The sequence below is a fragment of the Thiocystis violacea genome, assembly GCF_016583565.1.
In the GTDB taxonomy this organism is placed as follows: domain Bacteria; phylum Pseudomonadota; class Gammaproteobacteria; order Chromatiales; family Chromatiaceae; genus Thiorhodococcus; species Thiorhodococcus violaceus_A.
The window spans coordinates 1-21,565 of sequence record NZ_NRRF01000071.1 but is presented as its reverse complement, the minus strand read 5'-3'; the positions used below and the strand labels follow the sequence as shown (position 1 = coordinate 21,565).

Genomic DNA, 21,565 nt, shown 5'->3' with positions numbered 1-21,565 from the left:
AAACGCATGCCCCGGCGAGCCAGTGCGATGCCTGTCATCGCCCCTTGGGCGCGGCGGCGGTGGTGGTGGAGACCCGCCAGGTGTTCGACCTGCCGCCGCTGCGCTGCGAGGTCACCGAGCACCAGGTCCTCGAAGCGCAATGCACCTGTGGGAAGGTCCATCGCGGCGCATGTCCCGCGACGGTGTCCGCACCGGTGCAGTATGGACCGCACAGCAAGGCTGCGCTCGTGCAACTGACCCACCACCACATGCTGCCGCTGGCACGCACCGGTGAGTTGATGGGCGATCTGTTCGGTCTGCCGATGTCCGACGCCACGGTGCTGGCGATCCAGGCTGAAGCGCAGATGCTGCTCGCCCCGACCGTGGCCGCGATGGGCGAGGCGCTCCAAGCCGCCCCGGTCGCCCACGCCGACGAAACCGGTCTGCGTGTGGCCGGTAAAATCCACTGGATGCATGTTCTCGTGACCCCGCTGCTGACCTGGCTCGGTGCGCACCCCAAGCGCGGCCAGCAGGCGTTCGACGCCTTCGGGCTGCTGATCGTGTTCGCGGGCACGCTGATCCACGACGGTTGGAAACCGTATCGGGAGCTCGCCTGCACGCACGGCCTGTGCAACGCCCACCACCTGCGCGAACTGACCGACGTCTTCGAGCAGATGGGGCAAGCCTGGGCCAAGTGCCTGTTCGATTGACTGCTCGCAGCCTGTCATGAGGTCGCGGCGGTTGGCGCCCCGCTTTCCGCCGAACGCATCGCCCACGATCGTACGGCCTATGACCAGATCCTCAACACCGGCGAGGCGGCCAATCCGCGCGCGCCACCCTCAGGCAAACGCGGTCGGACCAAGCAGAGCAAGGCGCTGAATCTCATCGACCGCTTGCGCCTCTACGCCGACGATGTCTGGCGCTTCACGACCGATCCCGGGGTCCCCTTCACCAACAACCTCGGTGAGCAGGCGATCCGCATGCCCAAGGTTAAGCAGAAAGTCTCCGGCGGTTTCCGCACGGCAGGCGGCCTCGACACCTTCTGCACCATCCGTTCCTATCTGGCGACCATGCACAAGCAGGGGGCGAATCTCTTCAACGCCCTCACCCTGACCTTCCAGGGCACCCCGCCTCAGCCGCGCTTCGCGTAGTCGGCGGCCGAGGGCCGGACTGGGACACCTGAGTAGTTACAAGTTACCGTCCAATACCGCGAGCCGCGAAAGGCGCTAGGCGCTTTCAAGCCGGAACAAGCAAAGTCAGGGTCTTGCGGAACGAGGATCTCGTCGAAACCGCTCTCGGCTTGATGCAGTTGCGAGGACACCATGCACACAAGCCAGTCATCGAAGTGGTTGGATGCTTGGCGGATTAATAAGACGGGGCGTCGCTTGGAACCAGAGAGATCGGTGTTGGGAAAAGGCGTCAGGGCGATTTGCCCAGCGCGTTTCATTGCCAACGCTCGCGGAGATCGGCGTCGCCGTAAATGACCGGATCATCATCCATGCCGCGCAATGCCTGCTGCATCGCCATGCCGGAAAATTCCCGATCCGTCCACTGATCTACAGCGGGGGCTCCGTGGCTGGCAAATCGGGCGGCCAAATAATCGACAAAATCGAAAACCTCGGTCCGTTTCTCGTCCGGAAGTGTCTTCAGTTTATCGATCAGCTCGGCGTAACTCATGGTCAGTACCCCTATTCTCTGTTTGGTGCTTCACATGCGAATGCGCACCCAAGTCCTAAGGAAGCCTTTCCGCCAGTATACTGGGCTCTCGGTCGGTCGCCTAAGACGTGAACGTCCCCGCCGCCGACCGACTCTGCTTCCTGGACGCTCGCTCCGTGAGCCGCCAGTCGATGACATGCTTGCAGGGCATCAAGCCCGGTGCTCACGCCGCCCCAGACCCTCGGCAATGAAGGTCAGCACCAGCGTATTGAGGGAGACCCCCTCGGATTTCGCGCGACTGGCAAGCTGGGCGTGGATCATCTTGGGGACTCGGGCGACGAACTTCCCGGAGGCAACGCCGCCGCTGTTTGGCGCGGGCACCGCAAAGCCCTTGGCCGCCAACGCCTCAAGGGTAGCCGCCAGCGCGTCACGACCATGGAGGATCGCCTCCTCAATGGTCTCGCCATCGGAGATGCACTCGGAAAAATCCGGGTAAGAGATCAGATACCCACCACCCTCGCTGGCCTGCAGTGGGCGAATCTCGAAGGGGTAATCATCCAGGTTTCTCATCGGTTAGTCTCCCACGACCAAGGCCACAAACTTCTTGACGTAGATCGGCTTGATCGGACGATGCGCTGGTACAGGCAACGTCTTGCCGTCCGCGCGGATGAACACGCAATGGCTGGAGCCCTCCTGTCTCCATTCGATGCCATGCTGCCGCGCCACTGTCTGAAGCTGCTCAATACGCCAATCCAGCGGGTAGCGACGCATAGCGTCGAGCAGTTTTGTCGCGGTGTTTATCCGTCGAATAGTATTACCAATAACATCATTCGTCAAAGTGATACCGCCTAGCGCCCATCGTCAAACGCAGCTTTTGCCATGCCCTGCCCGCGCCGCAGGATGAGTTCCTGCGTCGGATAGGCGAACGCCACGCCGGCTTCACGGAAGGCGCGGTAGATGGCCAGATTGATCGCCTGCTGGATATCCATGTAGAGGGTGTAGTCGGCCCCCTGGACGTAATAGACGACCTCGAACATGAGCGCGAAATCGGCGTACTCGAAGAAGTGGGCGCGATCGAAACGGGCGCGCGCCTGGCCCCGCACGATCTCCTCGATCATCGCCGGGATGCGCTCGAGCGTCTCCGGCGGGGTCTGATAGACGACACCAAGTTTGAAGACCACGCGGCGCTCGCGCATGCGCTTGAAGTTGTGGATGCGGCTGTTGAGCAGCTCGGTATTGGACATGATGACCTGCTCGCCCGAGAGGCTGCGGATCTGGGTGGTCTTGACGCCGATCTGCTCGATCACGCCCAGGGTATTGCCGGTGACGATGAAGTCACCGACCCGAAAGGGCTTGTCGAGAATGATAGCCATGGAGCTGAAGACGTCGGCCAGGATGTTCTGCACGGCAAAGGCGATGGCGATGCCGCCGACGCCAAGCGCCCCGATCAGCCCGGTGATGGGATAGTCGAAATGCGAGAGCACCGAGACCAGCACCAGCATCCAGATACCGACCCGGGCGAAGAAGAGCATGAGGCCGAAGCCGGTGACCGCCGATGGATCGATCCGCTCCCGGTGGCTGCGTTGGCGCTGGATGAGATCGACCGCGCCGGCGCTGGCCCAGAGACCGACCTGAAGCCAGACCACCACGACCAGCACCGACCATAGCCAGCCCTCGAGCGGACCCTGTGCCAGGCCGGAGGCCGCCATCGCCGCATAGAAGGCAACGGCCATGACGAAAATCTGGCTGGTGTTGCGGATGAACGCCAGCACCAACGCGCGCGGCGCCCGCCCATCCCCCCGCGCCGCGCTGGTCAGACGCGGCAGGACGCTGCGACGCAACAGGGTCTTGAAGAAGGAAACGATGGCGAGGACAAGCACGAACACCAGCCCGCCCGTGACAATGTCCCGCAGATAGAAGCCCTGGTCCTGGAAGACGAAGAGTTCTTGATTCCACCAGCCGCGCAGATGCGCCACGAGCGCGTCCAGGCGTTGAGCGAAGGTATGCGCGCGCGCCGCAGCCGTCAGCTCCGCCCTGAATTGCTGAGCCAAGGCACGCAGCTGGTCCTCGAAGGCCAACAGCGCCTCGGCCAGTCCTTCCTGCTGGTCGAGGGCCGTCTGGCGCTGTTGGATGGCTGTGCGCATCTCCGGGTCGAGGCGCGATTCGCCAAGGCGCTGCGCCAATGTCAGCTGGATGGATCGCAGCGAGGCCATCCTGGCCTGGATGTACTGGGTTTCTTCCGTGATCGCGTCAAGGATCGCGTCTGTGTCGCTCAGCCAACTGGCGGGCGCCGCTGGTGCGTCGTCCTGCATCAAGGCATAGCGCCGTTGCCAGAGGGTTCGCGCCGAGGCGATGTCGGTGACGATCTGACTGAGGTATTCGACCCCCTTGCGCGCCGCCGCCAGCTCGGCCTCGCGCGCCGCAACCCGCTCCTGAAGGAGCGGATTGTCCTGCTCGGCTGTGGTGCGCCGCAGACGTCGCCGCGCCTCGAACAACGCCCCCTCGGCCGCATTGCTCGCCTCTTCGAGGACGGTAATGCGTTCGCGGGCGTTCTTCTCCCGCCCATCGAGCGCCTTGAGCTGCTCATCCAGGGCCGCTTGGGTGAAGACCAGATCCGCCTTCACCCGCTCGACCTTGGACGCCAGTAGGCTCAGGCGTTGGCGGGCCAGGTCGTCTTGGCGCTGCGCCAACTCCAGCTCCGTGCGCGCCGCCTCCTGACGGAAATGCGCGGCGAGCACGCTCAGCCTGACGGCCTCCAACCGACGTGCCAGCACCCCTGAGTCCGCACCGGCCTCGGCCTGCTCGACTTGGTCGCGGAGACGCCGTCGCCGTTCATTGGCCTGCGCGACCTTCTCGTCGGCGGCGGCGATCTGCTGTTGTGCCATGGCCAGCGCCCGCTCAGCCGCTTCGACGTCCTGCTTGCCGGAGCGCTGCTCGGAGCGAAACTGGTCTAAGCGCGTGATGCCGTAGGGCGGTTTGATCGCAAGCCCGGCTTGCTTGAGTGTCCTGCTCTCCGCTTGCAGATCCGTCAGCGCGTCCTGCGCCTCCTGAAGCCGACCAACTAAGGCGGCCCGACGCTGAACCTCGAGTCTCAATGCCTGTAGGGGCGCGATTCTGGGGTCGGGCGCAACGGCTTCACCCTCTGCGACCGAGACATCGCCCTGACCGGCCTTCTCGATGTCCGCGATGCGGGCGTCGATCAACGCGGATGCACGCTCGAAGTCCTCCGCCGTCACGAGCGGAACACCAAGACCGGCCAGACCGACGCGCGCCGGATCGATCCCGGTTTGGGACCCGGGCGCCTCTGGCTTGACGGGTGCCGCCTCGGTGCTCAGCTCGACGCTACCATCGTTGGACGTTGTCGCGGTGGCCTCGGCGTGCAGCTCGGGAACCATCGCGAATAGGGCGATGGCGATAGAAAGCAACAAGAAGGCAACGCGGTGAGGATACATCGGCGATCTCCAGAACTGATGATGGATGGGCCGCGGACAACGGCCATGAAACACGAGGGTCATGAAAGGAACGGCCCCGGCGTCCCCTCTGGACCTTGCTGCGGCTCAAGGATCCTTTGGCGAGCGATCGGACGCGCTGTCGCGAAACGCCCGAGGGATCGCCGCGATCGAGCGGGCCCGCAGCTGCAGCGCCGCCTTGGCGAGCAAGTTGGCACTGACCGGGGCGGTCATGAAGAGAAAGACGGTGATCAGCAGCTCATGCAGCGCCAGCCCGTCGCCCTGGGTGCTCAAGTGCGGGCTGGAGGCGATGAGCATGGCGCCGATGCCCAGGGTGGTCGCCTTGGTTGGCCCGTGCAGCCGGGCGAGACACGAAGAGCCCTCGCGCCGCATCGCTTCAAAGCCGAATCACCATTGAAGGAACGGTCTTCAGTCCGCTGAAGCGGGAGTCGGTGGTGACGAACAGCTCGCACCCTGAATGTGCGGCAATGACGCAATGCAAGGCGTCCATGGCCTTGAGCCCGTCCTTGCCGGCCACCGCCAGGGCATCTCGAAAGATTGTCGATGGCACGGGCAACTGGCGGTTCTTGTCGAGCAGCGCGTTGTAGAGGTTGCACAGTGCGGCATCCCCGAGCCGAGTCGGCCTCACCAACACCTCCAACCGCACCGCGTCGGAGGTGCAGAACTCCCAGCCATCCCGGGCAAGCGTGCTCAGTTCGGCGCGCACTGACGCACGATGGTCCTGCATCCCTTCCAGCGAGATGATCCAGATGCAGGAATCGACATAGGCCAACTTCATCGGTTTCTTCGCGAGAAACCCCGCCGTCAGGGCGGGGTAGTTGACGGCGATTCGCGAAACTGGCTCAGGTCATGCTGGATCTCATCCTGCGTGCGTTGCGGTAAATCCAGCTGATCTGCGCTGGCGAGCACTTCGCAGATTTCATTCCATTGCTGCCTGCCGCTCTCGCCCTCCTCCTCAATGCTGACACGGACATGCTTGCCGCGAAACCGCTTTGGCAGGCGTGCCGTCAGCACACCATCGACGGAAACATCAACTTCGATCTGCATGGATATCGCCCTATGGCTCGTGGGGTTGCCCGAATTTTCGCAAGATGCAGTATGGCGGACAATCCAATTCGGACGCGGTTTAGCTGTCGCGAAACGCCCGTGGGATCGCCGCGATCGAGCGAACCCGCAGATGCAGCGCCGCCTTGGCGAGCAAGTTGGCGCTGACCGGGGCGGTCATGAAGAGAAAGACGGTGATCAGCAGCTCATGCAGCGCCAGCCCCTCGCCCTGGGTGCTGAAGTGCAGGCTCGATGCGACGAGCATGGCGCCAATGCCCAGCGTGGTCGCCTTGGTCGGCCCGTGCAGCCGGGTGAAGAAGTCCGGCAGACGGGCAAGGCCGATGGCGCCGATGAGCGCGAAGGCGGTCCCGAGGAGTCCCGTCAGGGTCAGCATCAGTGAGGAGAGCCGATCGCACACCAGCACGATGCCAAAGGGCGGCGGCCAGCCGCCGATGGCGGTCGCGAGGACGTCGCCCTGAGCGGTCAGCGCCAACAGGTCGAGCGCCGCCGCGAGCACGCAGAGCGTGCCCAGCAGACCGATGAACCGCTGCACCGAAAGCGGCAGGCGCGCGCCGACCAGCAGCAGCGCGCCGAGTGCCAGCGGCAAGAGTAGCGGGAGCGGCATCGAGGGCACGCTCATGACTCCTCCTCCCCCCGGCGCTCGTCGACCCGATCCGATCCCAGCTCGCTCAAGGCCCGGAGTGCGAGCATCAGCACGAAGGCGGTCATGGCGAAGCCGATCACGATCGCCGTCAGCACCAGGGCCTGGGGCAGCGGGTCGGCATAGGGCGAGCCGGAGGCGATCAAGGGTGGCTGATCGACGCGCAGCCCCCCGGCAGCGAAGACGAACAGATTGACGCCGTAGGACAGCAGCAGCAGACCCAGCACGACCGGAAAGCTGCGTGAGCGCAGCAACAGATAGATGCCGCAGCCGATCAGCAGACCGATCATAGTGGCGACCAGCCATTCCATCAGCCGGCCTCCCGCGATGTGCCGATCGTCAGGGTATCGCGCCCGCTGCTCCCCAGTCGCCCGAGCGACTCCAGGATCAGCAGCAGCGTCCCGGTCACGACCAGCAGCACGCCGACATCGAAGATCAGGGTGCTGGTCAAGCGGAGTTCGCCGAGCAGCGGCAGGGTCCAGTGCAGCATCGCACTGGTCAGCAAGGGTTGATCGAACAGCAGCGCGCCGAGCCCGGTCAGGAGCGCAAGCAAGAGGCCGACGCCGATCAGACGCAGATAATCGGGGTGAAAGCGCGCAGCGGTCCAGCCGAAGCCGTTCGCGACTTGCAGTAGGATCAGTGCCGCTCCGACCACCAGTCCGGCGACGAATCCGCCGCCGGGGGCCTCGTGACCGCGCAGCAGCAGAAAGGCCGCGAGCATGAGCGCCGCCGGCAGCACCGGCCGCGCGACGGCGCTCAGCATCAAGGGATGGCGCGCGTCGCGATCGGGCTCGCCGCCGTCCTCGGGACGCGCCCTGGAGCCGACCGTGACCCCCCGCGTGGGGAGGCGCAACGTCAACCCCCGTGTCATGGCGGCAATGCCCACGGCGGCGATGGCCAGCACGCTGATCTCGCCGAGTGTATCCAAGGCGCGGAAATCCACCAGAATGGCGTTGACGACGTTTCCGGCACCCGCCAGGGGCTCGGCGGCCTGCAGGTACCCGTCCGAGATCGGCTTGGCCGGACGCAGCATCATGAGGGCCGCGAGGACCGCGCTACCGATGCCGGCGGTGGCGGCAAGCAGAAGGTCGCGACGCTGTCGCCAGCGCGAGGGCCTGAGGTCGAAATGGCTGGGCAGCAGGGTCAGGACCAACAGCAACAGCAAGGTCGTCACGATCTCCACGGACACTTGGGTCAGGGCCAGATCCGGTGCCGAGAAATGCACGAAGGCCAGGCTGACCACCAGGCCGACCGCGCCCATCAGCAAGAGCGCCCACAGCCGATCGCCGCGCCGCAGCACGACGCCCAGGGTGGACAGGGTCAGGATCGCGGCGGCGGCGAGGATCGGGCCGTCGAGCGACGTCGGCGTCGCCATGATCCAACGGATCGGCACCCCATCCGGCGGCCGCGCCATGAGCCATCCCAGGGTCGCCAGCGCGATCGCCGTCGCGACCAACCACCTCAGGTTCGTGGGCAACGACAGGGATTCGATCCGCTGGCGGGCACGGTAGGCCAGGCCAAGCAGGCGCGCGCTCAGTCGCTGAAAACTCCGTGCACCACGCGCGGGTGGAAACCAGCGCGCATGCGCGGCGAACAGGGGGCGTCGGACAAGATGGAGCAGCAGGGCGCCACCGAGCGCCGCCAGACTCATCTGGAAGGCAGGCGACCATCCCTGCCAGAGCGATAGGTGATAGTCGGGAACGAAGCCGAGCACGCCGCGAGCGCCGAGGCTGAGCACGGGTCGCACGACCTGCTCCGGAAAGATCCCGACCAGGAGACAGACCGCGACCAAGACCTCGATCGGTAGGCGCATCAAGCGCCTCGGCTCCCCTGGCGGCTTGGACAGACCCAGGCGCTGGCCGTCGAAGCGGCCATTGAAGAAGACATCGCGGATCAGCCGCAGCGAATAGGCCGCCGAAAAGGCCCCGCCCAGAATCGCTGCCGCCGGCATCAGCCATTGCAGCACCGGCCAGCCCGCGATGCGCGGGGAATCCAGGGTCTCGACGAAGAACATCTCCTTGCTGAGAAAGCCGTTGAGCAGCGGTACGCCAGCCATCGAGGCCGCCGCGACCATGGCGAGCGTGCCCGTGATCGGCAGGAAGACGAACAGCCCGCTCAGACGTCGCAGATCACGGGTGCCCGTCTCGTGATCGATGATACCGCCGCCATAAAGAGCGACGCCTTGAACACAGCATGGTTGATGGCGTGAAACAGCCCGGCGACCACACCCAGGGGTGTCCCGAGACCGATCAGGAAGACGATCAGCCCGAGATGACTGATGGTCGAATCGGCCAGCAGCCCCTTCATGTCGTGCTTGAAGAGGGCGACATAGGCGCCGAACACAAAGGTCGCGAGCCCAAAGCCGCCGACCAGCGCGAACCAGAGCCCGCCGTCGGCCAGGACCGGGAGCAGCCGCGCGAGCAGAAAGACCCCAGCCTTGACCATGGTGGCCGAGTGCAGATAGGCCGACACCGGGGTCGGCGCGGACATCGCCCCCGGCAGCCAGAAATGGAAGGGCACCTGAGCGGACTTGGTGAAGGCGCCGAGCAGGATGAGCAGCAGGATCGGCAGGTGCAGCGGATGGTTGCGGACCTGATCGCCAGCGGCCAGCGCCTCGGTCAACGACAGACTGCCGACGACGCTGCCGAGCAGGAGCACTCCGGCCAGGAGCGCCAGCCCCCCGGCTCCGGTCACCAGCAAGGCCATGCGCGCGCCGCGCCGGGCGCCGGCGGTGGAGGGGTCGAACCCGATCAGCAGGAAGGAGACGAGGCTGGTGAGTTCCCAGAACAGCACCAGCAACAGCAGGTTGTCCGAGAGCACGATGCCGAGCATCGCGGCCTGAAAGGTCAGCAGCAGCGCATAGAACCGCCCGCGCGGGGCATCGGTCGGCAGGTAATAGCGGGCGTAGAGGTCGACCAGAAGCCCCATGCCGAGGATCAGCAGCGCGAACAGCAGGCTCAGCCCATCGCAACGCAGCGCCAGATCGAGCCCCATCGCTGGCAGCCACGCCCACTGCTGCAGCGGGGTCGCACCCTCGACGATCGCCGGTACCTGGAGCAAGAGAGCAACGAGCGCCAGGGTGCTGGCGACGGCCGCGACGACCGATGGGGCACGCGGCCAGCGACGCTCCGCCAGCGGCGCCAGAAGGGCGCCGAGCAGCGGCGACAGCAGGATCGCGACGAGCGGCGGGGAGATCCCGATCATGGTTCGCTAGTGATTCCGGCGAGGATCAGCGGGGCGTCACGGAGTGCGACCCAGCCAATCCCCATGTCCGGTGTGGCCGCCTCATGCCGCCTTCCCCGCCGCGCCCCCGCGGTCCGCCCCACCAGACCCGGCGCCCTTGCCGAGCGAGCCGCCGGTGAGCACCGCGCGCATCGCGCGGTCGGCGCCGACATCGAGCTGGGTGATCCGCTCGCGCTCCAGGTAGAGCGTGAAGCCGCCCAGTTGGTAGCTCATCGGCAAGTACACGGCGACCAGGTCTCCATCGGCGTCGATGCCCGGCAATCCGGCACGCTCCTGCATCACGAAGCCGACCAGCTTCACACCCTGAACGTCGACGGCGACGGGACGGCCCAGCTCCTCGTCGCCATCGTTGGCGAGGAATCTGGACACATCCTTGAGCCCTTGGAAGATGCTCTTCACCAGCGGGATGCGATCGAGCACGCGCTCGGCGCGTTCCAGCAGCCAGCGCACCAGAAAGAGGTTGGCGAGCAGTCCGGCAACGAGCGTCAACAGGACGCCAACGGCAAGCCCCATACCGGGCAAGTACCAGCCGGAAGGGATCAGGACGCGCACCAGGTCGCCCATGAAGATCTCCACGGAGCGGCCGAGCCACACCAGGAAGACGATGGTGATGAAGAGCGGCGCGAGCAGCGCCAGTCCCTGCAAGAACCACTTGCGCAGCTTTCCGAATAGGTCTTTTCGGGTCATGTTTCCTCTCAAGCCTCTGGGGTGAATCAACCGCTGGATTGAATCAATTGGTATGAATCAATCCACGAGGCCGCGATCCAGGCACGTCGACCGCGCCCGGGCGTCGGGATCGCCGCGACTCAGGCGCTCGCCCGGGCCTGCCCGTGCATGTGCGCGGCCATTTCACGGGGATCGTGCATACCGGATTTCACGCCCAAGCGGATCAGCAGCACGTTGACCGGCCAGGCCGCGATCAAGCCGCAGATGAGGGAGAAAACCAGCGATCCCCAAAAGAGCGGCTGCCCGAGCGTCGCGTTCGGCGCAAGCCACAGATCCACGCCGATCGCGACGACCTCCATGACGAAGATCGACGCCGTCTCGGAGGTGAAGCCATCCCACAGCGCCTGACCGACCGGCATGCCCTCTTGGATCAGCGGTCCTGCGGTCAAGGCGTAACCAAAGAGATACGCCAGCGCGAAGGTGGTGATGGCAACGGGCCAGGACCCGAGCGCCAACAGGCCGGCGGTAATCAGCACACCGACGATCTCGCCGGCACCGCAACCCGAATAGCAATGGCTGACGGAACGCCAACCACGACGCCAGATGGAATCGACCGGGATCTGCTTGCGCCCGGAGAACCAATAGACAGCGAGTCCGAGGGGGCCAGAGTAGAGCACCGTCAGCATCCAGACCGCGCGCATCAGACCCATGATCTCGCGGTTGCGCTGGCGTAGATCGACGATCAAGACCGCCAGCGACGCCGCGACGACAAGCGCCCACAGGCCGATCAGCAGCCAGGAATCGAGAAAAGCACGAACGGCTTCTGCCATGGGCATGCCTCCATCGGAGTCTCTGTCCGCGATCGACGCGGACGCATTCGCGGCTCCGGTGTGCCCGATCTGAACGACGGTCGACGGAACCCCTGCATACTTCGGCTTAAGCACCCTGGATGCCAGGATGCCCCGAATGAGCGGCTGGACGTCGATGCGCGCCCCGAAAAGGCATTTCTCAAGGGGAAGAGGCGGTGGATAGGACCAGCGACAGCGCAACCAATCGGGGCATTACACCCGCTCCTAGTTGAATTGCACCGCTGGACCACGCTCGGAGAGTCGATCTCACAGCCTTCGGGCGACGGCAGGCTATTTGCTGTGAGGCGCAGAGGGCTGTTACCGGCCCAAGCGATCACTTCGCCACGCCCGAGGTCGAATGAGTCAATCCAGAATGAGTCGATCCGCATGAGCCAAGCCGCTGCATACCTGATGCGCGCGGTGCGCCCGCCGGTCCTGCTCGGCCTGCTGGGACGTCTGCTGCTGACGCTGGCGGCGCTCGCCGCCATCCCGGCGCTGGTGTCGCTCGCTCACGGCGACTCCCCGCTGACCTGGCGCCTGGCCGCGATGAGCGCCCTCTTGTGCGGGGTGGGCTGGCCGCTTGCCCGGCTGCACCGGGGGGCGGACATTCAATGGAACGAGGCACTGGCCATCACCGGGCTGGCCTTCGTCATGGCGCCGCTGGTCATGGTCTGGCCACTCGTCGGCATCGGCATCGCCCCGATCGATGCCTGGTTCGAGAGCGTGTCGGGCGTGACCACGACCGGTCTCACCACCCTGCGGGGCATGGCGGAGCGACCGGCCGACTTCCTGTTCCTCAGGGCCTGGATGCAATGGTATGGGGGTCTCGGCATCGCGGCGCTCACGGTGGCGCTGATCATGCGCCACCACGCCGGCGCGCGGCTGCTGCTGGAGACCACCGGCGAATCGCTCAGCGAAGCCGGGGCCCGCGAGCACGCGCGGCGCGTCTTCGTGGTCTATGCGGCACTCACGCTGATCGCGGTCGCCGCGGCCTGGGCGAGCGGTCTCGCGCCCTTCCCGGCGCTGGCCCACGGACTCGCGGCGGTCGCGACGGGCGGATTCGCCATCTCCGACCAGAACATCGCGCCGCTGCCCCCGGCGGCGGTCGCGGTGCTCAGTCTCGTCTGCGTCGCGGCCGCCATCAGCCTGCCGCTCTATGCCCGGCTGCCGCGACAGGGCCCACGCGCCCTGCTCGGAGAGCCGGAGGTGCGCGCACTCTTCATCGCGATCCTGACCACCTCCGCCATGCTCGCCGCGATCACCGCGACGCACGGGGATTTCGCCTGGCGGTCCGCCGTCGCCGACGCCTTGGTGCTCGGCGTCTCGGCGCAGACCGATACCGGATTCAGCACCACCGACGTGGCCGCCCTGCCCCCAGCGGCACAGTTGGTACTGATGGTCTCGATGGCGATCGGCGGCTGCACGGGCTCGACCGCGGGCGGCATCAAATTGATCCGGCTGCTGATCCTGCTCCGGCTGATCCAGGTCGCGCTGCAGCGCACCGCGACATCCGAACGCGCGGTCCTGGACGTGCGTGTCGGCGGCGACCGGGTCGAGCCGGACATGATCGCCAGCGCCCTGCAGCTACTTGGTCTCTGGGCACTTGTGCTGCTGCTGTCCTGGTTGATCTTCCTGGCGCAGGGTCAACCGCCGATGGCCAGCCTCTTCGAGGTGGTCTCGGCCACATCCAACGCCGGTCTCTCGGCCGGACTCACCGGACCTGACATGGCCCCAATACTGAAGCTCGTGCTGACGGCCGATATGCTATTCGGCCGCGTCGAGATCCTGGCCCTGCTGGTCGTGCTCTATCCACCCACCTGGATCGGAAGGAGGCGCGCATCTCCATGAGAATCGCATTCATCGGCACCAGCTCACTGACCCTGTCGACCGCCGAGACGCTGCTCGAGGCCGGACACGAAGTGATCATTATCGAGCGCGACCGCGCGCGGATCGATGCCCTCTCCGACCACCTCGACGCCGGCTTCGTCCACGGCGACGGCACCTCGCCGGAAGTGCTGAGCGATGCCGAGCCCGAGAACACCGAGGTGCTCTTCTGTCTGGCCGAGAGCGATCAGACCAACATCCTGGCGAGCCTGATCGGGCGCTCACAGGGTTTCAAACGCGTCGTCACGCGAGTCAACAATCCCCAGTTTCAGCGCATCTGTCAGGAGCTTGGCCTCGAGGACAGCGTGATGCCCAACCACGCGGTGGCCTCGCATCTGATGGGACTGCTGAGCGGCGAGAAATCGCTGGAGTTGTCATCGCTGATCCGCGGCGACGCGGCGGTGTTCGATTTCATCGCCGGCGACGCCGATGCCGGCCCCCTCGACGCGCTGGAGCTACCGGAGCGTTGCCGCGTCATCTGCCTCTATCGGGACGAGCTCTTTCTGCTGCCCGAGGAAGCATCCAAGGTCAAGCCGGGAGACGAGCTCATCCTGATCGCCCATCGGGACAACCTCCAAGCACTGCGCGAGCGCTGGGCTGGAGAAGCCGACGAAGCCCCCTAGGCTGCGCCCAGACTCGACGCAAGCCGGAATCTTCAGAAGCGCGGAACGATTGCAACGCCGACGACGACAAACGCCTTGTAGGAGTGACACAACCGCGACTTAACCTAAAAGCCCTTCGGGCTGGAGGACATCGACGATGAAGACGATTCTTGTGCTGATCGCGATCGGCGTATCACTGGGCCTGACCGGCTGCGGAACGACCACGGCATCGCGCACCACGACCGGCGCCTTGGGCGGCGCCGCCGCCGGCGCGGCGATCGGCTCCTTGAGCGGCGATGCGGGCAAGGGCGCGCTCATCGGCGGCGCGGTCGGCGCGGTGGGCGGCGCAGCCTATGACGCGAACCAAAAAGACCAGGAGCGTCGCTATCGACGCAGCGACGATCGCGGCTATTACTAGGCCGAGACGCTGGCTGGATTACTGGGCTGGAGTCGAGCGGCTCGGCCGACCTGGAGCCAGCCAGCGATCCCGATGGCACTGACGTGACCCGATCGTGGCTTCCTCACCACAGACTTCTCGGAGGCAACCCATGACCGACAGCTATCTCTCCGCAAACAATCTCCTTGGCTGCAGACTGCGCACCCTCGACGACGCCAGCGCCGGGCTCAGGGATCTGATCCTGGATGCGGAACGCTGGAGGGTCGGTTTTCTCGCGGCCGAGGCAGACGCTTGGGCTCCAGATCGCGATGTGCTCGTCATGCCCAGCTCGGTGGCCGGGGTGGACGAGGCAGGGCGCGAGCTGGAGCTGGCTGTGGATGCCGAAACCCTGCGCTCGAGTCCGCTCCTGACCCTGGGCGACGACCTCGACGGACTGGAGGAAGACGGCTGGCTGCCGCCCCCTGGCAAGCCCACTGGCGCGCGGAGATGGACCCGGAGCAGACCGTGGACGCGCCGCCGGCACCGGTCGATGAGATCCGCGGGGAGATCGCGGCGGAGCTTGGCGCCGAACCCGATCTCGGCGCGGACCGCTGGATCCGCGCGGATCGGCTGCGGCGCATCGCCTGCGAGACCACGGATGGCGTGTCAGCAAGGATTACCGACCTGTTGATCGACGACGCCGACTGGGAGCTGGCCTATGTTGAGCTGACGCTCGCCCCCGAGGCTTCGGAGCACGGGCAGGACGACATCCTCTCGGCCATCCGCCGTCTGGTGCCGCGGCGGTCCATCGATTGGCTCGACCGCGACGCCGGGATCCTGCATCTGTCGATCACTGAGCAGGCGCTGCGCGAGGCCGCCTCGCCAGACGAGCCGGGTCCAACCGACGGCAGACAAGGCGATGCCAGCGTGGGCTTCTGACCGACGTAATGATCCCACGACTGCGCAAGCGTCGTGAGTCAGGGCCGGACCGCATCAACACGGGGCATTCGCCTAGTCGGCCGAAGGCGCGAGCGGCAGCTCAAGGGTTGCGCTGTCGTTGGTTAGGGTCAGGGTGCCGCCGCTCTCACGGGCGGCACGCTCCGCCGCCAAGGCCATGAGCTGAAAATCGGCACGCTCGCCGGGGATATCGGGAGGCTGCCGGCCCTCGGCAGTGATGCGCAGGGTGAGGCTCGCGGCACCCGCTCGGCATTCGAGGACCGGCTGATGGGCGCAGACGCCATTGCAGTCGGTGCCGATACCAATGAGTCGCAGACAGTGGACCAGCGCCGCCTCGAAGGTATCGCGCTCAACCTGCACCTCCAGTCCGCCGCCATCGGCCGATGCGGCTTCGCCGTTGATCGAGACGACCCGACCACCGTAGATCCGCACGATCCTGGCCGCCAGGGTTGTCGCATCGAGCCGCTGCGGGGGACCGTCGCCGAACCGCGTCGAACGCACCGTGTCACTGAGCGCGTTGGACAGCGTCGAGGCCGCGCCGAGCAGACGCTGGAGTCGCCCGCGATGGGCCTGATCGTCAATGAGTTCTAACTCCAGGGTCTCGGAGATCAGCTTGATCACGCTCAAGGGCGTGCGCAGGTGGTGGGCCTGTTGCCGGGCCTGCTCGGCGAGCAGGGAGCGGCGCTCCAGGTCGGCGAGACGTTCACGCTCCGAGTCGAGCGGAACGACTTTCGGGGTGGAGGAGGCTTGTGTTGACGACATAACGATCATTGGCCATTGGCAGCACGCCATGGTGGAGCGAATGGATCGAGCCGCGGAGGCAACGCGTTTGCCCGCACCGTTTCCAAATCGCTCCAGGGGCGTGGTTCGTCCGGAGTCTTTGCTTGAAAGAGTGTTTAGCAAAGAGCGGGCCGATCTTTACAATTCCGACGGAGTGAGGCCAGCGTCGGCTGCGTTCTCCGACGATCGGCGTGTCCCGGCGCCCCGCTTCGGGGCGCGATCCCATCCCTTGGCGTGACAACCGCTCTGGCACTCCGACACCGAGCTGATCCACGTCGGAAGTGATGTCGGGGCGCGCGGAGCGGACAGCAAGCGGATCGCCGCTCGCAGAGTGCGCGTCCACCTCCAGGATCGGGTGATTTACACCCTTGAACGGGGCATCTCCCGCACGTCGCGGCGAGCGGGACTCAAAGGCCGCCAGCCTGATCCTGTTGTCGCCTGACCGCGCGCACGACTTGCTCGACGGGCACGGTCGTCGATCGGCGGAGTCGGCTCGCCAACGCTGGCGCGATGTATGCGTTGATTCTTAGCGAGCGCCCAGTGTGCTCACCCGGCATCGAGACAGTGACCGGACCGTCGTCCGCGTCGTTCTTCCGCGACCGGTGCATTCCAAGACTTTGCATCTCTTCCAGGCTCGGATCGGTACCTCGGTCAACGCATCATTGCGGCGCGCAGGCAGGCACGCCCTCGTCATTGGAGCCATTCCGCCCATGCCACCATCCGAATTCGCCCCGACCAAGCCCCCGGGCTCGACAACGACAGGTTCCCGCGTGCTGGCGGTGATCAATCCAACGTCCGGCGACGCCGATCCGGACGGCGTCGATCCAGTGCTGGAGCTGTTGAATCGGCGCCTGGGCGAACACGGCATCGCGATCCAGGTCATCCCCTTCGCGCCGGAGATCCTCGCTGCGTCGCTGCGCGACGCCCTCGGCGAGGATGTGCGCGCAATCTATGTGGCGGGAGGCGACGGCACGCTGCTTAGTGTCGTCGAGGCGCTGAACGGACATCGGGTGCCCATAGGGATCATCCCGCGTGGCACCATGAATTGGATGGCCAAGGACCTCGGCATCCCGCTCGATCTGGAGGATGCGGTCGCGGCGCTATTGAATGCCCGGGTCCAGAACGTCGACATTGGCTACGTCAACGGCGAGCCCTTCCTGTGCGCCTGCATGGTCGGCGTCGGCCCCCTGGTGGCGCGCTGGCGCGAGCGCGAGCGCCGGACGGCCGCTTGGCAGCGCTGGCCGAAGCTGCTCTGGCGCGCCCTGACACTCCTCCGGAGCTACCCGCATCGGCGCATGACGCTGGTCACGGGGGCGGGCCGAGAGCGACTGCGCTCGCGCACGGTCGTGGTCACTAGCAATCTGCTCGACGCCTCCTTTGGGCCCCTGCCCCGCCGCGCGCGTCTTGATGGCGGCATCCTCGGCATCTACGCGGTGCGCAAGACGTCGACCCGCGAGTTCGCGCGTCTGCTCACCCGGCTCATGCTGGGCAGTTGGCAGGCCGACGATGCCGTGCTGACCACCGCCACGGCCGAGGCGAGCCTCGCCGTCTCCGGGCGCGGCGCGATCGCGGTCATGCTGGATGGCGAGATCAGGCGGCTGAAGACACCCCTGTGCTTCTCGATCGAACCGAACGCCGTCGCGATGCTGGTGCCCGCGGCCCAAGGGTCGCCCACTTGATGATGCGCATCGCCCATCTCTCCGATCTGCATTTCGGGACCCATCTGCCTCGACTCGCCGATGCCTTGAGCGAAGAGATCCACCGCATGCAGCCGGCACTGGTCGCACTGAGCGGCGATCTGACCCAACGCGCCCGGCCGCAGGAATTCGCCGCCGCGGCGGATTTCATCCGGATGCTGCCCGCGCCGGTGCTGGTGGTGCCAGGCAATCACGATCTCCCCGGCTGGCGACCCCTGCGGCGGTTCATCCATCCCTGGCGCGATTGGCGCCGCCACCTCTCAAGCGAGCTGGAGCCCTGCATCGCGGGACAGCAGTTCATCGCGATCGGGGTCAATACGGCACGCCGCTGGGGCCTGCATCCGGACTGGTCGCGGGGTCGTATCAACGCGGATCAGTTGGCCCACGTCGCGCGGCTCGCGAGCGGCGCCGACCCGAGTTCGGTCCGTATCCTGGTCGCCCATCACCCCTTTTTGCTCTCGACCGCCATGCGCCGACGCGGCCTGGTTGGCGGTGCCAAGCGCGCCCTAAGCGGGCTTCAACCGGCCCGGATCGACCTCATTCTTGGCGGCCACCTGCATCAGAGCTACGCCGGCATCGCAGGCGGCATCGTCGTCGCCCAGGCCGGCACCGCCATCTCTAGCCGCCACAAGGGCGAGCCGAACGCCTTCAATCGGATCGAGGTATCGCCGCATCGGATGCAGATCGACGCCATGCAATGGAACAGCACAGGGTTCGTCGTCGCTCGGCGCCGATTCTTCGAACGTTCGGGGCTCGACTGGCGGGCATCTCAGGTCCGTGCCGCTGACCGCTGACCCCGGCCATCTACTCAGCCGGTGCAAAAGAGCCACCCTCGGCTGAAAAGACCCGCTTGAACCCGACACGAGCGTTCCTGTGATCGACCAGGATCAGCCTGTGCGCCTTGGCGGCAGTGACAGCCGCGGAACCCGTTGCGCCCGCCAGTCGACCCAACGGGCTCCATCTTCGACGCCTGCCTTCCTTGGCATCGAATTCGCTTTCCTCATGGACAGCGCGAACTGATCCGACCAATTCGCCACCATAGACTCGGGCGTCGAGCCATCGAGCCACCCTGGATCGCGTTCACGCGATTTCAGACCACAGTGTCCAAGATCGAGGAGGACTGACGCATGACTGACGAGACCCGCAACCAATCCCAGATTCAGGGCGAGGGCGACAGGGAGTCCGCTCGCCGCTATGAAGCGGACACACAACGCTTTGTGGAGTCCGGGAAGGTGGAGCAGGCGGCAAAGGATGCCGCCGAGCAGTCTCCCGAAACCGCTAAACGCGCGGAGCAGGCCGGCGAGGCGCGCGCGAAGGAGAAAGACCCCGCCTTGCACCGCGACTACCAAAAGCCGACAACCGACTGACCCGAGCCAAACGCCCACATTCGCAACATCTTGCGCTGCGCTATTCGGAAACTCTTGTACCTGAAGGATGGGCAAAACGCGCCCTCAAGGGTTTGATCGAGCCGCATCGCATCGGCGCGCGTGCCCATCAGCTTGGCCCCCCGGCTGGATGGGTACGCCCCGGCAGGCGTCTCGGCATCCCAGCACCGCCCTGCCAGAGGCTTTGCCCATTCGGCTCCTTTGATATCAAGGCTCTCGGAATCCGCTCTTGAGATCATCCAGGCGCACTAGACAAGATCTGCAAGTGGTCCTAGGAAGGCCAGATGCTTTGGATCGGCAGGTCGTCAAGCTCGCCATGAATGCGATCGTTGGCCAAGCAGCCAGACTCTCGCAACGATCTTGGCAGCGCCGTTGCATGAGGCTCAGCACTAGGATCAATCTGCGGGCTCGTCATCACTTGGGACATGCGCAACAGCAGCGCCCTCGCAGATAGATCGCCAGCTCAGGGAGGACGAATCCGCTGCGCTCGTTCGCGCACTTGAGGCATGCCCGACATGCCAGGAGGATCACGATGAGCACCTACACCTTGTCCACGCAGCAGCTGCCACGACGGCAGTTTGAGATTCGCTCGCTCGATCATGACAGACCGGTCGAATGGCTGCGGCAGGGCTTCGCGGATCTCAAGGCCGCGCCATTCTTGAGTTCGGTCTATGGCCTCGTCGTCGCCGGTTGCGGAGGACTCTTTGCCTATCTCGCCGCCGACGCCGATGCCTTCTTCCTGGTGCCCTTCCTGTTCAGCGGCTTCCTCATCATCGCGCCCGTTCTATCCCTGGGCCTTATGGCGCTTGCCAAGCTGCGCGAGGCAGAGCAATCCCGTGACGGAGCGGCAATCCGCCGGCTCTTGGATCTCAATCGCTCCAGCATCGCCATGATGGGGATCTTCCTGCTGCTCATCTTCGTCAATTGGGTCATGCTGTCCAATCTGGTCTACGGCGGTGTCTTCCATCAAGTAACGCCGACCTACGAGCGCGTTCAGCCGCTCCCTGTCATGTTTAGCGAAAGTCTTCCCTTCCTCCTTGTCTACGGTGGGATTGCCATCGTTCTAGCGGCATTGGTCTTCCGCATCACAGCGCTGTCGGTTCCGATGATGCTCGATCAGAAGGTCGACGCCTTCAACGCCGCGTTTGCCAGTTGGCGGGCCGTCGGGGAGAACTGGAGACCGATGTCGCTGTGGGCCTTGATCATCGCGGCGCTCTGCACCCTTGGCTTCATCACCTACTTCATCGGGCTCATCGTCATTATTCCCTGGCTCGGTTACGCATCCTGGCATGCCTATCGCGATACCTTGGTGCCCCTGGAATAACCTGTACGAGAGCGATGGCCGACTCCACCGACGGACCAGCGGATGCGGATGCCAGCGATCTCTACTGACCTCGTCTGGGTCCGAGGCGGCTATTCAAAGGCAGGCGCCTCTTGGCGGTCCAATCGTCGCCTGCCGCGGCTGAATAGGCCAACGAGACAATAACAACTCGACTCAGAACTCAGGAGCTGGAGTGTCGCGTCTGCGCTCGTGATACCCGTCGGGGCGATCCCTCGCCGACGGGACTCGCGCAGGGCGACAACGTTCTCAGCCCGGGCCGTCCCGCTCCGGGTCGCTGCTTCGCCTCGAGTCGCGCCGTTGGCGCACTCGGGCTACGCACGACCCTACGACGAATAATAGGATGGTCCTAGTGGTCTAGAGTGAAAGTCCTAATACTGTTTCTGGGCGATCGATGGCATCCTACTCATCTGTCTTGAGTTTCGCCGACGAGTTGATGACACGATGCCACGCTGCACCCCGATTCCCGTTTCCCTCACCGACAAAGAACGTACCCAGTTGGAGGCGTTGGTGCGTCAGCACACCACGGCGCAGCAACTGGCGATCCGAGCCCGAATCATTCTCGCCGCCGACGCCGGCAAGGGGATGCACGAAACGGCCGCCACGTTGCAGGTCAGTCGCTCGTTGGTCCAACGCTGGCGCCGCCGCTGGCGCGAGCGCGCGGATCACCCGGTGCTCGAGCGTCTGAGCGATTGCCCGCGTTCGGGGACACCGCCGACCTTCACCCCCGAGCAGATCTGCGCCATCATCGCCCTGGCGTGCGAGCCTGCGGTCCGCGAAGGGGTGAAGCTGACGCGCTGGACCCATGCGGACTTGGCCGAAGAGGCCAAGGCGCGCGGGATCGTCGAAGACATCTCCGCGCACTCCATCGGACGCTTCTTACGCGAGATCGATCTCAAGCCGCATCGCGTACAGGGCTGGATCAACACCCCGCGCGCTGGTGATTTCGCCAAGCGCTGTCGCGATGTCTGCGAGACC

At 65.5% G+C, this 21,565-nt stretch carries 21 protein-coding genes and 2 pseudogenes; 10 read left to right on the top strand and 13 right to left on the bottom strand.

The annotated features are described in order from the left end of the window. The first annotated feature begins 59 nt into the window (after window positions 1–59). Window positions 60–1,130: pseudogene (gene tnpC, locus CKO23_RS25865) on the top strand (IS66 family transposase). A 292-nt stretch (window positions 1,131–1,422) separates the two neighbouring features. On the opposite strand, the gene CKO23_RS20090 reads toward tnpC, so the two are convergent. From CKO23_RS20090 to CKO23_RS20035, 12 genes and pseudogenes are all read right to left on the bottom strand, one after another. Continuing rightward, window positions 1,423–1,656 carry a DUF2281 domain-containing protein gene (locus CKO23_RS20090; RefSeq protein WP_200334060.1) on the bottom strand — a complete coding sequence of 78 codons (234 nt, stop codon included), beginning with the start codon at window positions 1,654–1,656 and terminating at the stop codon, window positions 1,423–1,425. A gap of 189 nt (window positions 1,657–1,845) precedes the next feature. Then, the gene (locus CKO23_RS20085; protein WP_200334058.1) at window positions 1,846–2,205 is read right to left on the bottom strand and encodes a toxin-antitoxin system HicB family antitoxin; all 360 of its coding nucleotides are present in this window, start codon (window positions 2,203–2,205) and stop codon (window positions 1,846–1,848) included. Between the two features lie 3 nt (window positions 2,206–2,208). Then, the gene (locus CKO23_RS20080; RefSeq protein ID WP_207168630.1) at window positions 2,209–2,472 is read right to left on the bottom strand and encodes a type II toxin-antitoxin system HicA family toxin; all 264 of its coding nucleotides are present in this window, start codon (window positions 2,470–2,472) and stop codon (window positions 2,209–2,211) included. Between the two features lie 11 nt (window positions 2,473–2,483). Next, complete coding sequence (locus CKO23_RS20075; RefSeq protein ID WP_200334056.1) at window positions 2,484–5,087, bottom strand: mechanosensitive ion channel domain-containing protein; 2,604 nt, start codon at window positions 5,085–5,087, stop codon at window positions 2,484–2,486. 105 nt (window positions 5,088–5,192) lie between these two features. After that, window positions 5,193–5,477: a cation:proton antiporter gene (locus CKO23_RS20070; protein ID WP_200334048.1), complete on the bottom strand. Its 285-nt coding sequence runs from the start codon at window positions 5,475–5,477 to the stop codon at window positions 5,193–5,195. 4 nt (window positions 5,478–5,481) lie between these two features. Continuing rightward, the gene (locus tag CKO23_RS20065) at window positions 5,482–5,883 is read right to left on the bottom strand and encodes a type II toxin-antitoxin system VapC family toxin (protein WP_200334046.1); all 402 of its coding nucleotides are present in this window, start codon (window positions 5,881–5,883) and stop codon (window positions 5,482–5,484) included. A gap of 26 nt (window positions 5,884–5,909) precedes the next feature. Next, on the bottom strand, window positions 5,910–6,152 hold the full coding sequence (locus CKO23_RS20060; RefSeq protein WP_200334039.1) for a hypothetical protein: 243 nt from the start codon (window positions 6,150–6,152) through the stop codon (window positions 5,910–5,912). Between the two features lie 79 nt (window positions 6,153–6,231). Next, the gene (locus tag CKO23_RS20055; protein WP_200334071.1) at window positions 6,232–6,543 is read right to left on the bottom strand and encodes a Na+/H+ antiporter subunit G; all 312 of its coding nucleotides are present in this window, start codon (window positions 6,541–6,543) and stop codon (window positions 6,232–6,234) included. Window positions 6,544–6,785: 242 nt separating this feature from the next. Continuing rightward, the gene (locus tag CKO23_RS20050) at window positions 6,786–7,121 is read right to left on the bottom strand and encodes a Na+/H+ antiporter subunit C (RefSeq protein ID WP_200334037.1); all 336 of its coding nucleotides are present in this window, start codon (window positions 7,119–7,121) and stop codon (window positions 6,786–6,788) included. After that, window positions 7,121–9,817: pseudogene (gene mbhE, locus CKO23_RS20045) on the bottom strand (hydrogen gas-evolving membrane-bound hydrogenase subunit E); the annotation flags it as partial. The pseudogene mbhE and the gene CKO23_RS20050, both read right to left, overlap by 1 nt. 278 nt (window positions 9,818–10,095) lie before the next feature. Continuing rightward, the gene (locus tag CKO23_RS20040; RefSeq protein ID WP_200334035.1) at window positions 10,096–10,740 is read right to left on the bottom strand and encodes a DUF502 domain-containing protein; all 645 of its coding nucleotides are present in this window, start codon (window positions 10,738–10,740) and stop codon (window positions 10,096–10,098) included. Window positions 10,741–10,859: 119 nt separating this feature from the next. After that, a complete protein-coding gene (locus tag CKO23_RS20035; RefSeq protein ID WP_200334033.1) occupies window positions 10,860–11,549 on the bottom strand; it encodes a DUF4396 domain-containing protein in 690 nt (229 codons plus the stop codon). Between the two features lie 405 nt (window positions 11,550–11,954). On the opposite strand from CKO23_RS20035, the gene CKO23_RS20030 reads away from it, so the two are divergent. The 4 genes from CKO23_RS20030 (at window position 11,955) to CKO23_RS20015 (ending at window position 15,368) form a co-directional block, all read left to right on the top strand. After that, entirely contained in the window at window positions 11,955–13,415 is a 1,461-nt protein-coding gene (locus CKO23_RS20030) for a TrkH family potassium uptake protein (RefSeq protein ID WP_200334031.1), read from the top strand. Beyond that, the gene (locus CKO23_RS20025) at window positions 13,412–14,074 is read left to right on the top strand and encodes a potassium channel family protein (RefSeq protein ID WP_200334029.1); all 663 of its coding nucleotides are present in this window, start codon (window positions 13,412–13,414) and stop codon (window positions 14,072–14,074) included. Before CKO23_RS20030 ends, CKO23_RS20025 begins: the two co-directional genes overlap by 4 nt. Window positions 14,075–14,210: 136 nt before the next feature. Further along, a complete protein-coding gene (locus CKO23_RS20020) occupies window positions 14,211–14,471 on the top strand; it encodes a glycine zipper domain-containing protein (protein ID WP_200334014.1) in 261 nt (86 codons plus the stop codon). A gap of 465 nt (window positions 14,472–14,936) precedes the next feature. Further along, window positions 14,937–15,368, top strand: a complete 432-nt coding sequence (locus CKO23_RS20015) for a hypothetical protein (RefSeq protein ID WP_200334012.1) — start codon at window positions 14,937–14,939, stop codon at window positions 15,366–15,368. Between the two features lie 72 nt (window positions 15,369–15,440). On the opposite strand, the gene CKO23_RS20010 is transcribed toward CKO23_RS20015, so the two are convergent. Continuing rightward, window positions 15,441–16,148 carry a hypothetical protein gene (locus tag CKO23_RS20010; protein WP_200334010.1) on the bottom strand — a complete coding sequence of 236 codons (708 nt, stop codon included), beginning with the start codon at window positions 16,146–16,148 and terminating at the stop codon, window positions 15,441–15,443. 728 nt (window positions 16,149–16,876) lie between these two features. Between CKO23_RS20010 and CKO23_RS20005 the strand changes: the two genes are divergently transcribed. The 5 genes from CKO23_RS20005 to CKO23_RS19985 form a co-directional block, all read left to right on the top strand. Next, window positions 16,877–17,845: a diacylglycerol/lipid kinase family protein gene (locus CKO23_RS20005; RefSeq protein ID WP_200334008.1), complete on the top strand. Its 969-nt coding sequence runs from the start codon at window positions 16,877–16,879 to the stop codon at window positions 17,843–17,845. Then, complete coding sequence (locus tag CKO23_RS20000) at window positions 17,845–18,657, top strand: metallophosphoesterase family protein (protein ID WP_200334001.1); 813 nt, start codon at window positions 17,845–17,847, stop codon at window positions 18,655–18,657. Before CKO23_RS20005 ends, CKO23_RS20000 begins: the two co-directional genes overlap by 1 nt. A 333-nt stretch (window positions 18,658–18,990) precedes the next feature. Beyond that, complete coding sequence (locus CKO23_RS19995; protein WP_200333999.1) at window positions 18,991–19,230, top strand: hypothetical protein; 240 nt, start codon at window positions 18,991–18,993, stop codon at window positions 19,228–19,230. A gap of 550 nt (window positions 19,231–19,780) precedes the next feature. Continuing rightward, entirely contained in the window at window positions 19,781–20,572 is a 792-nt protein-coding gene (locus CKO23_RS19990) for a DUF2189 domain-containing protein (protein WP_200333997.1), read from the top strand. Window positions 20,573–21,031: 459 nt separating this feature from the next. Further along, window positions 21,032–21,565 (top strand): helix-turn-helix domain-containing protein (locus CKO23_RS19985; protein WP_242482594.1); only part of this gene is annotated, 534 nt, incomplete at its 3' end.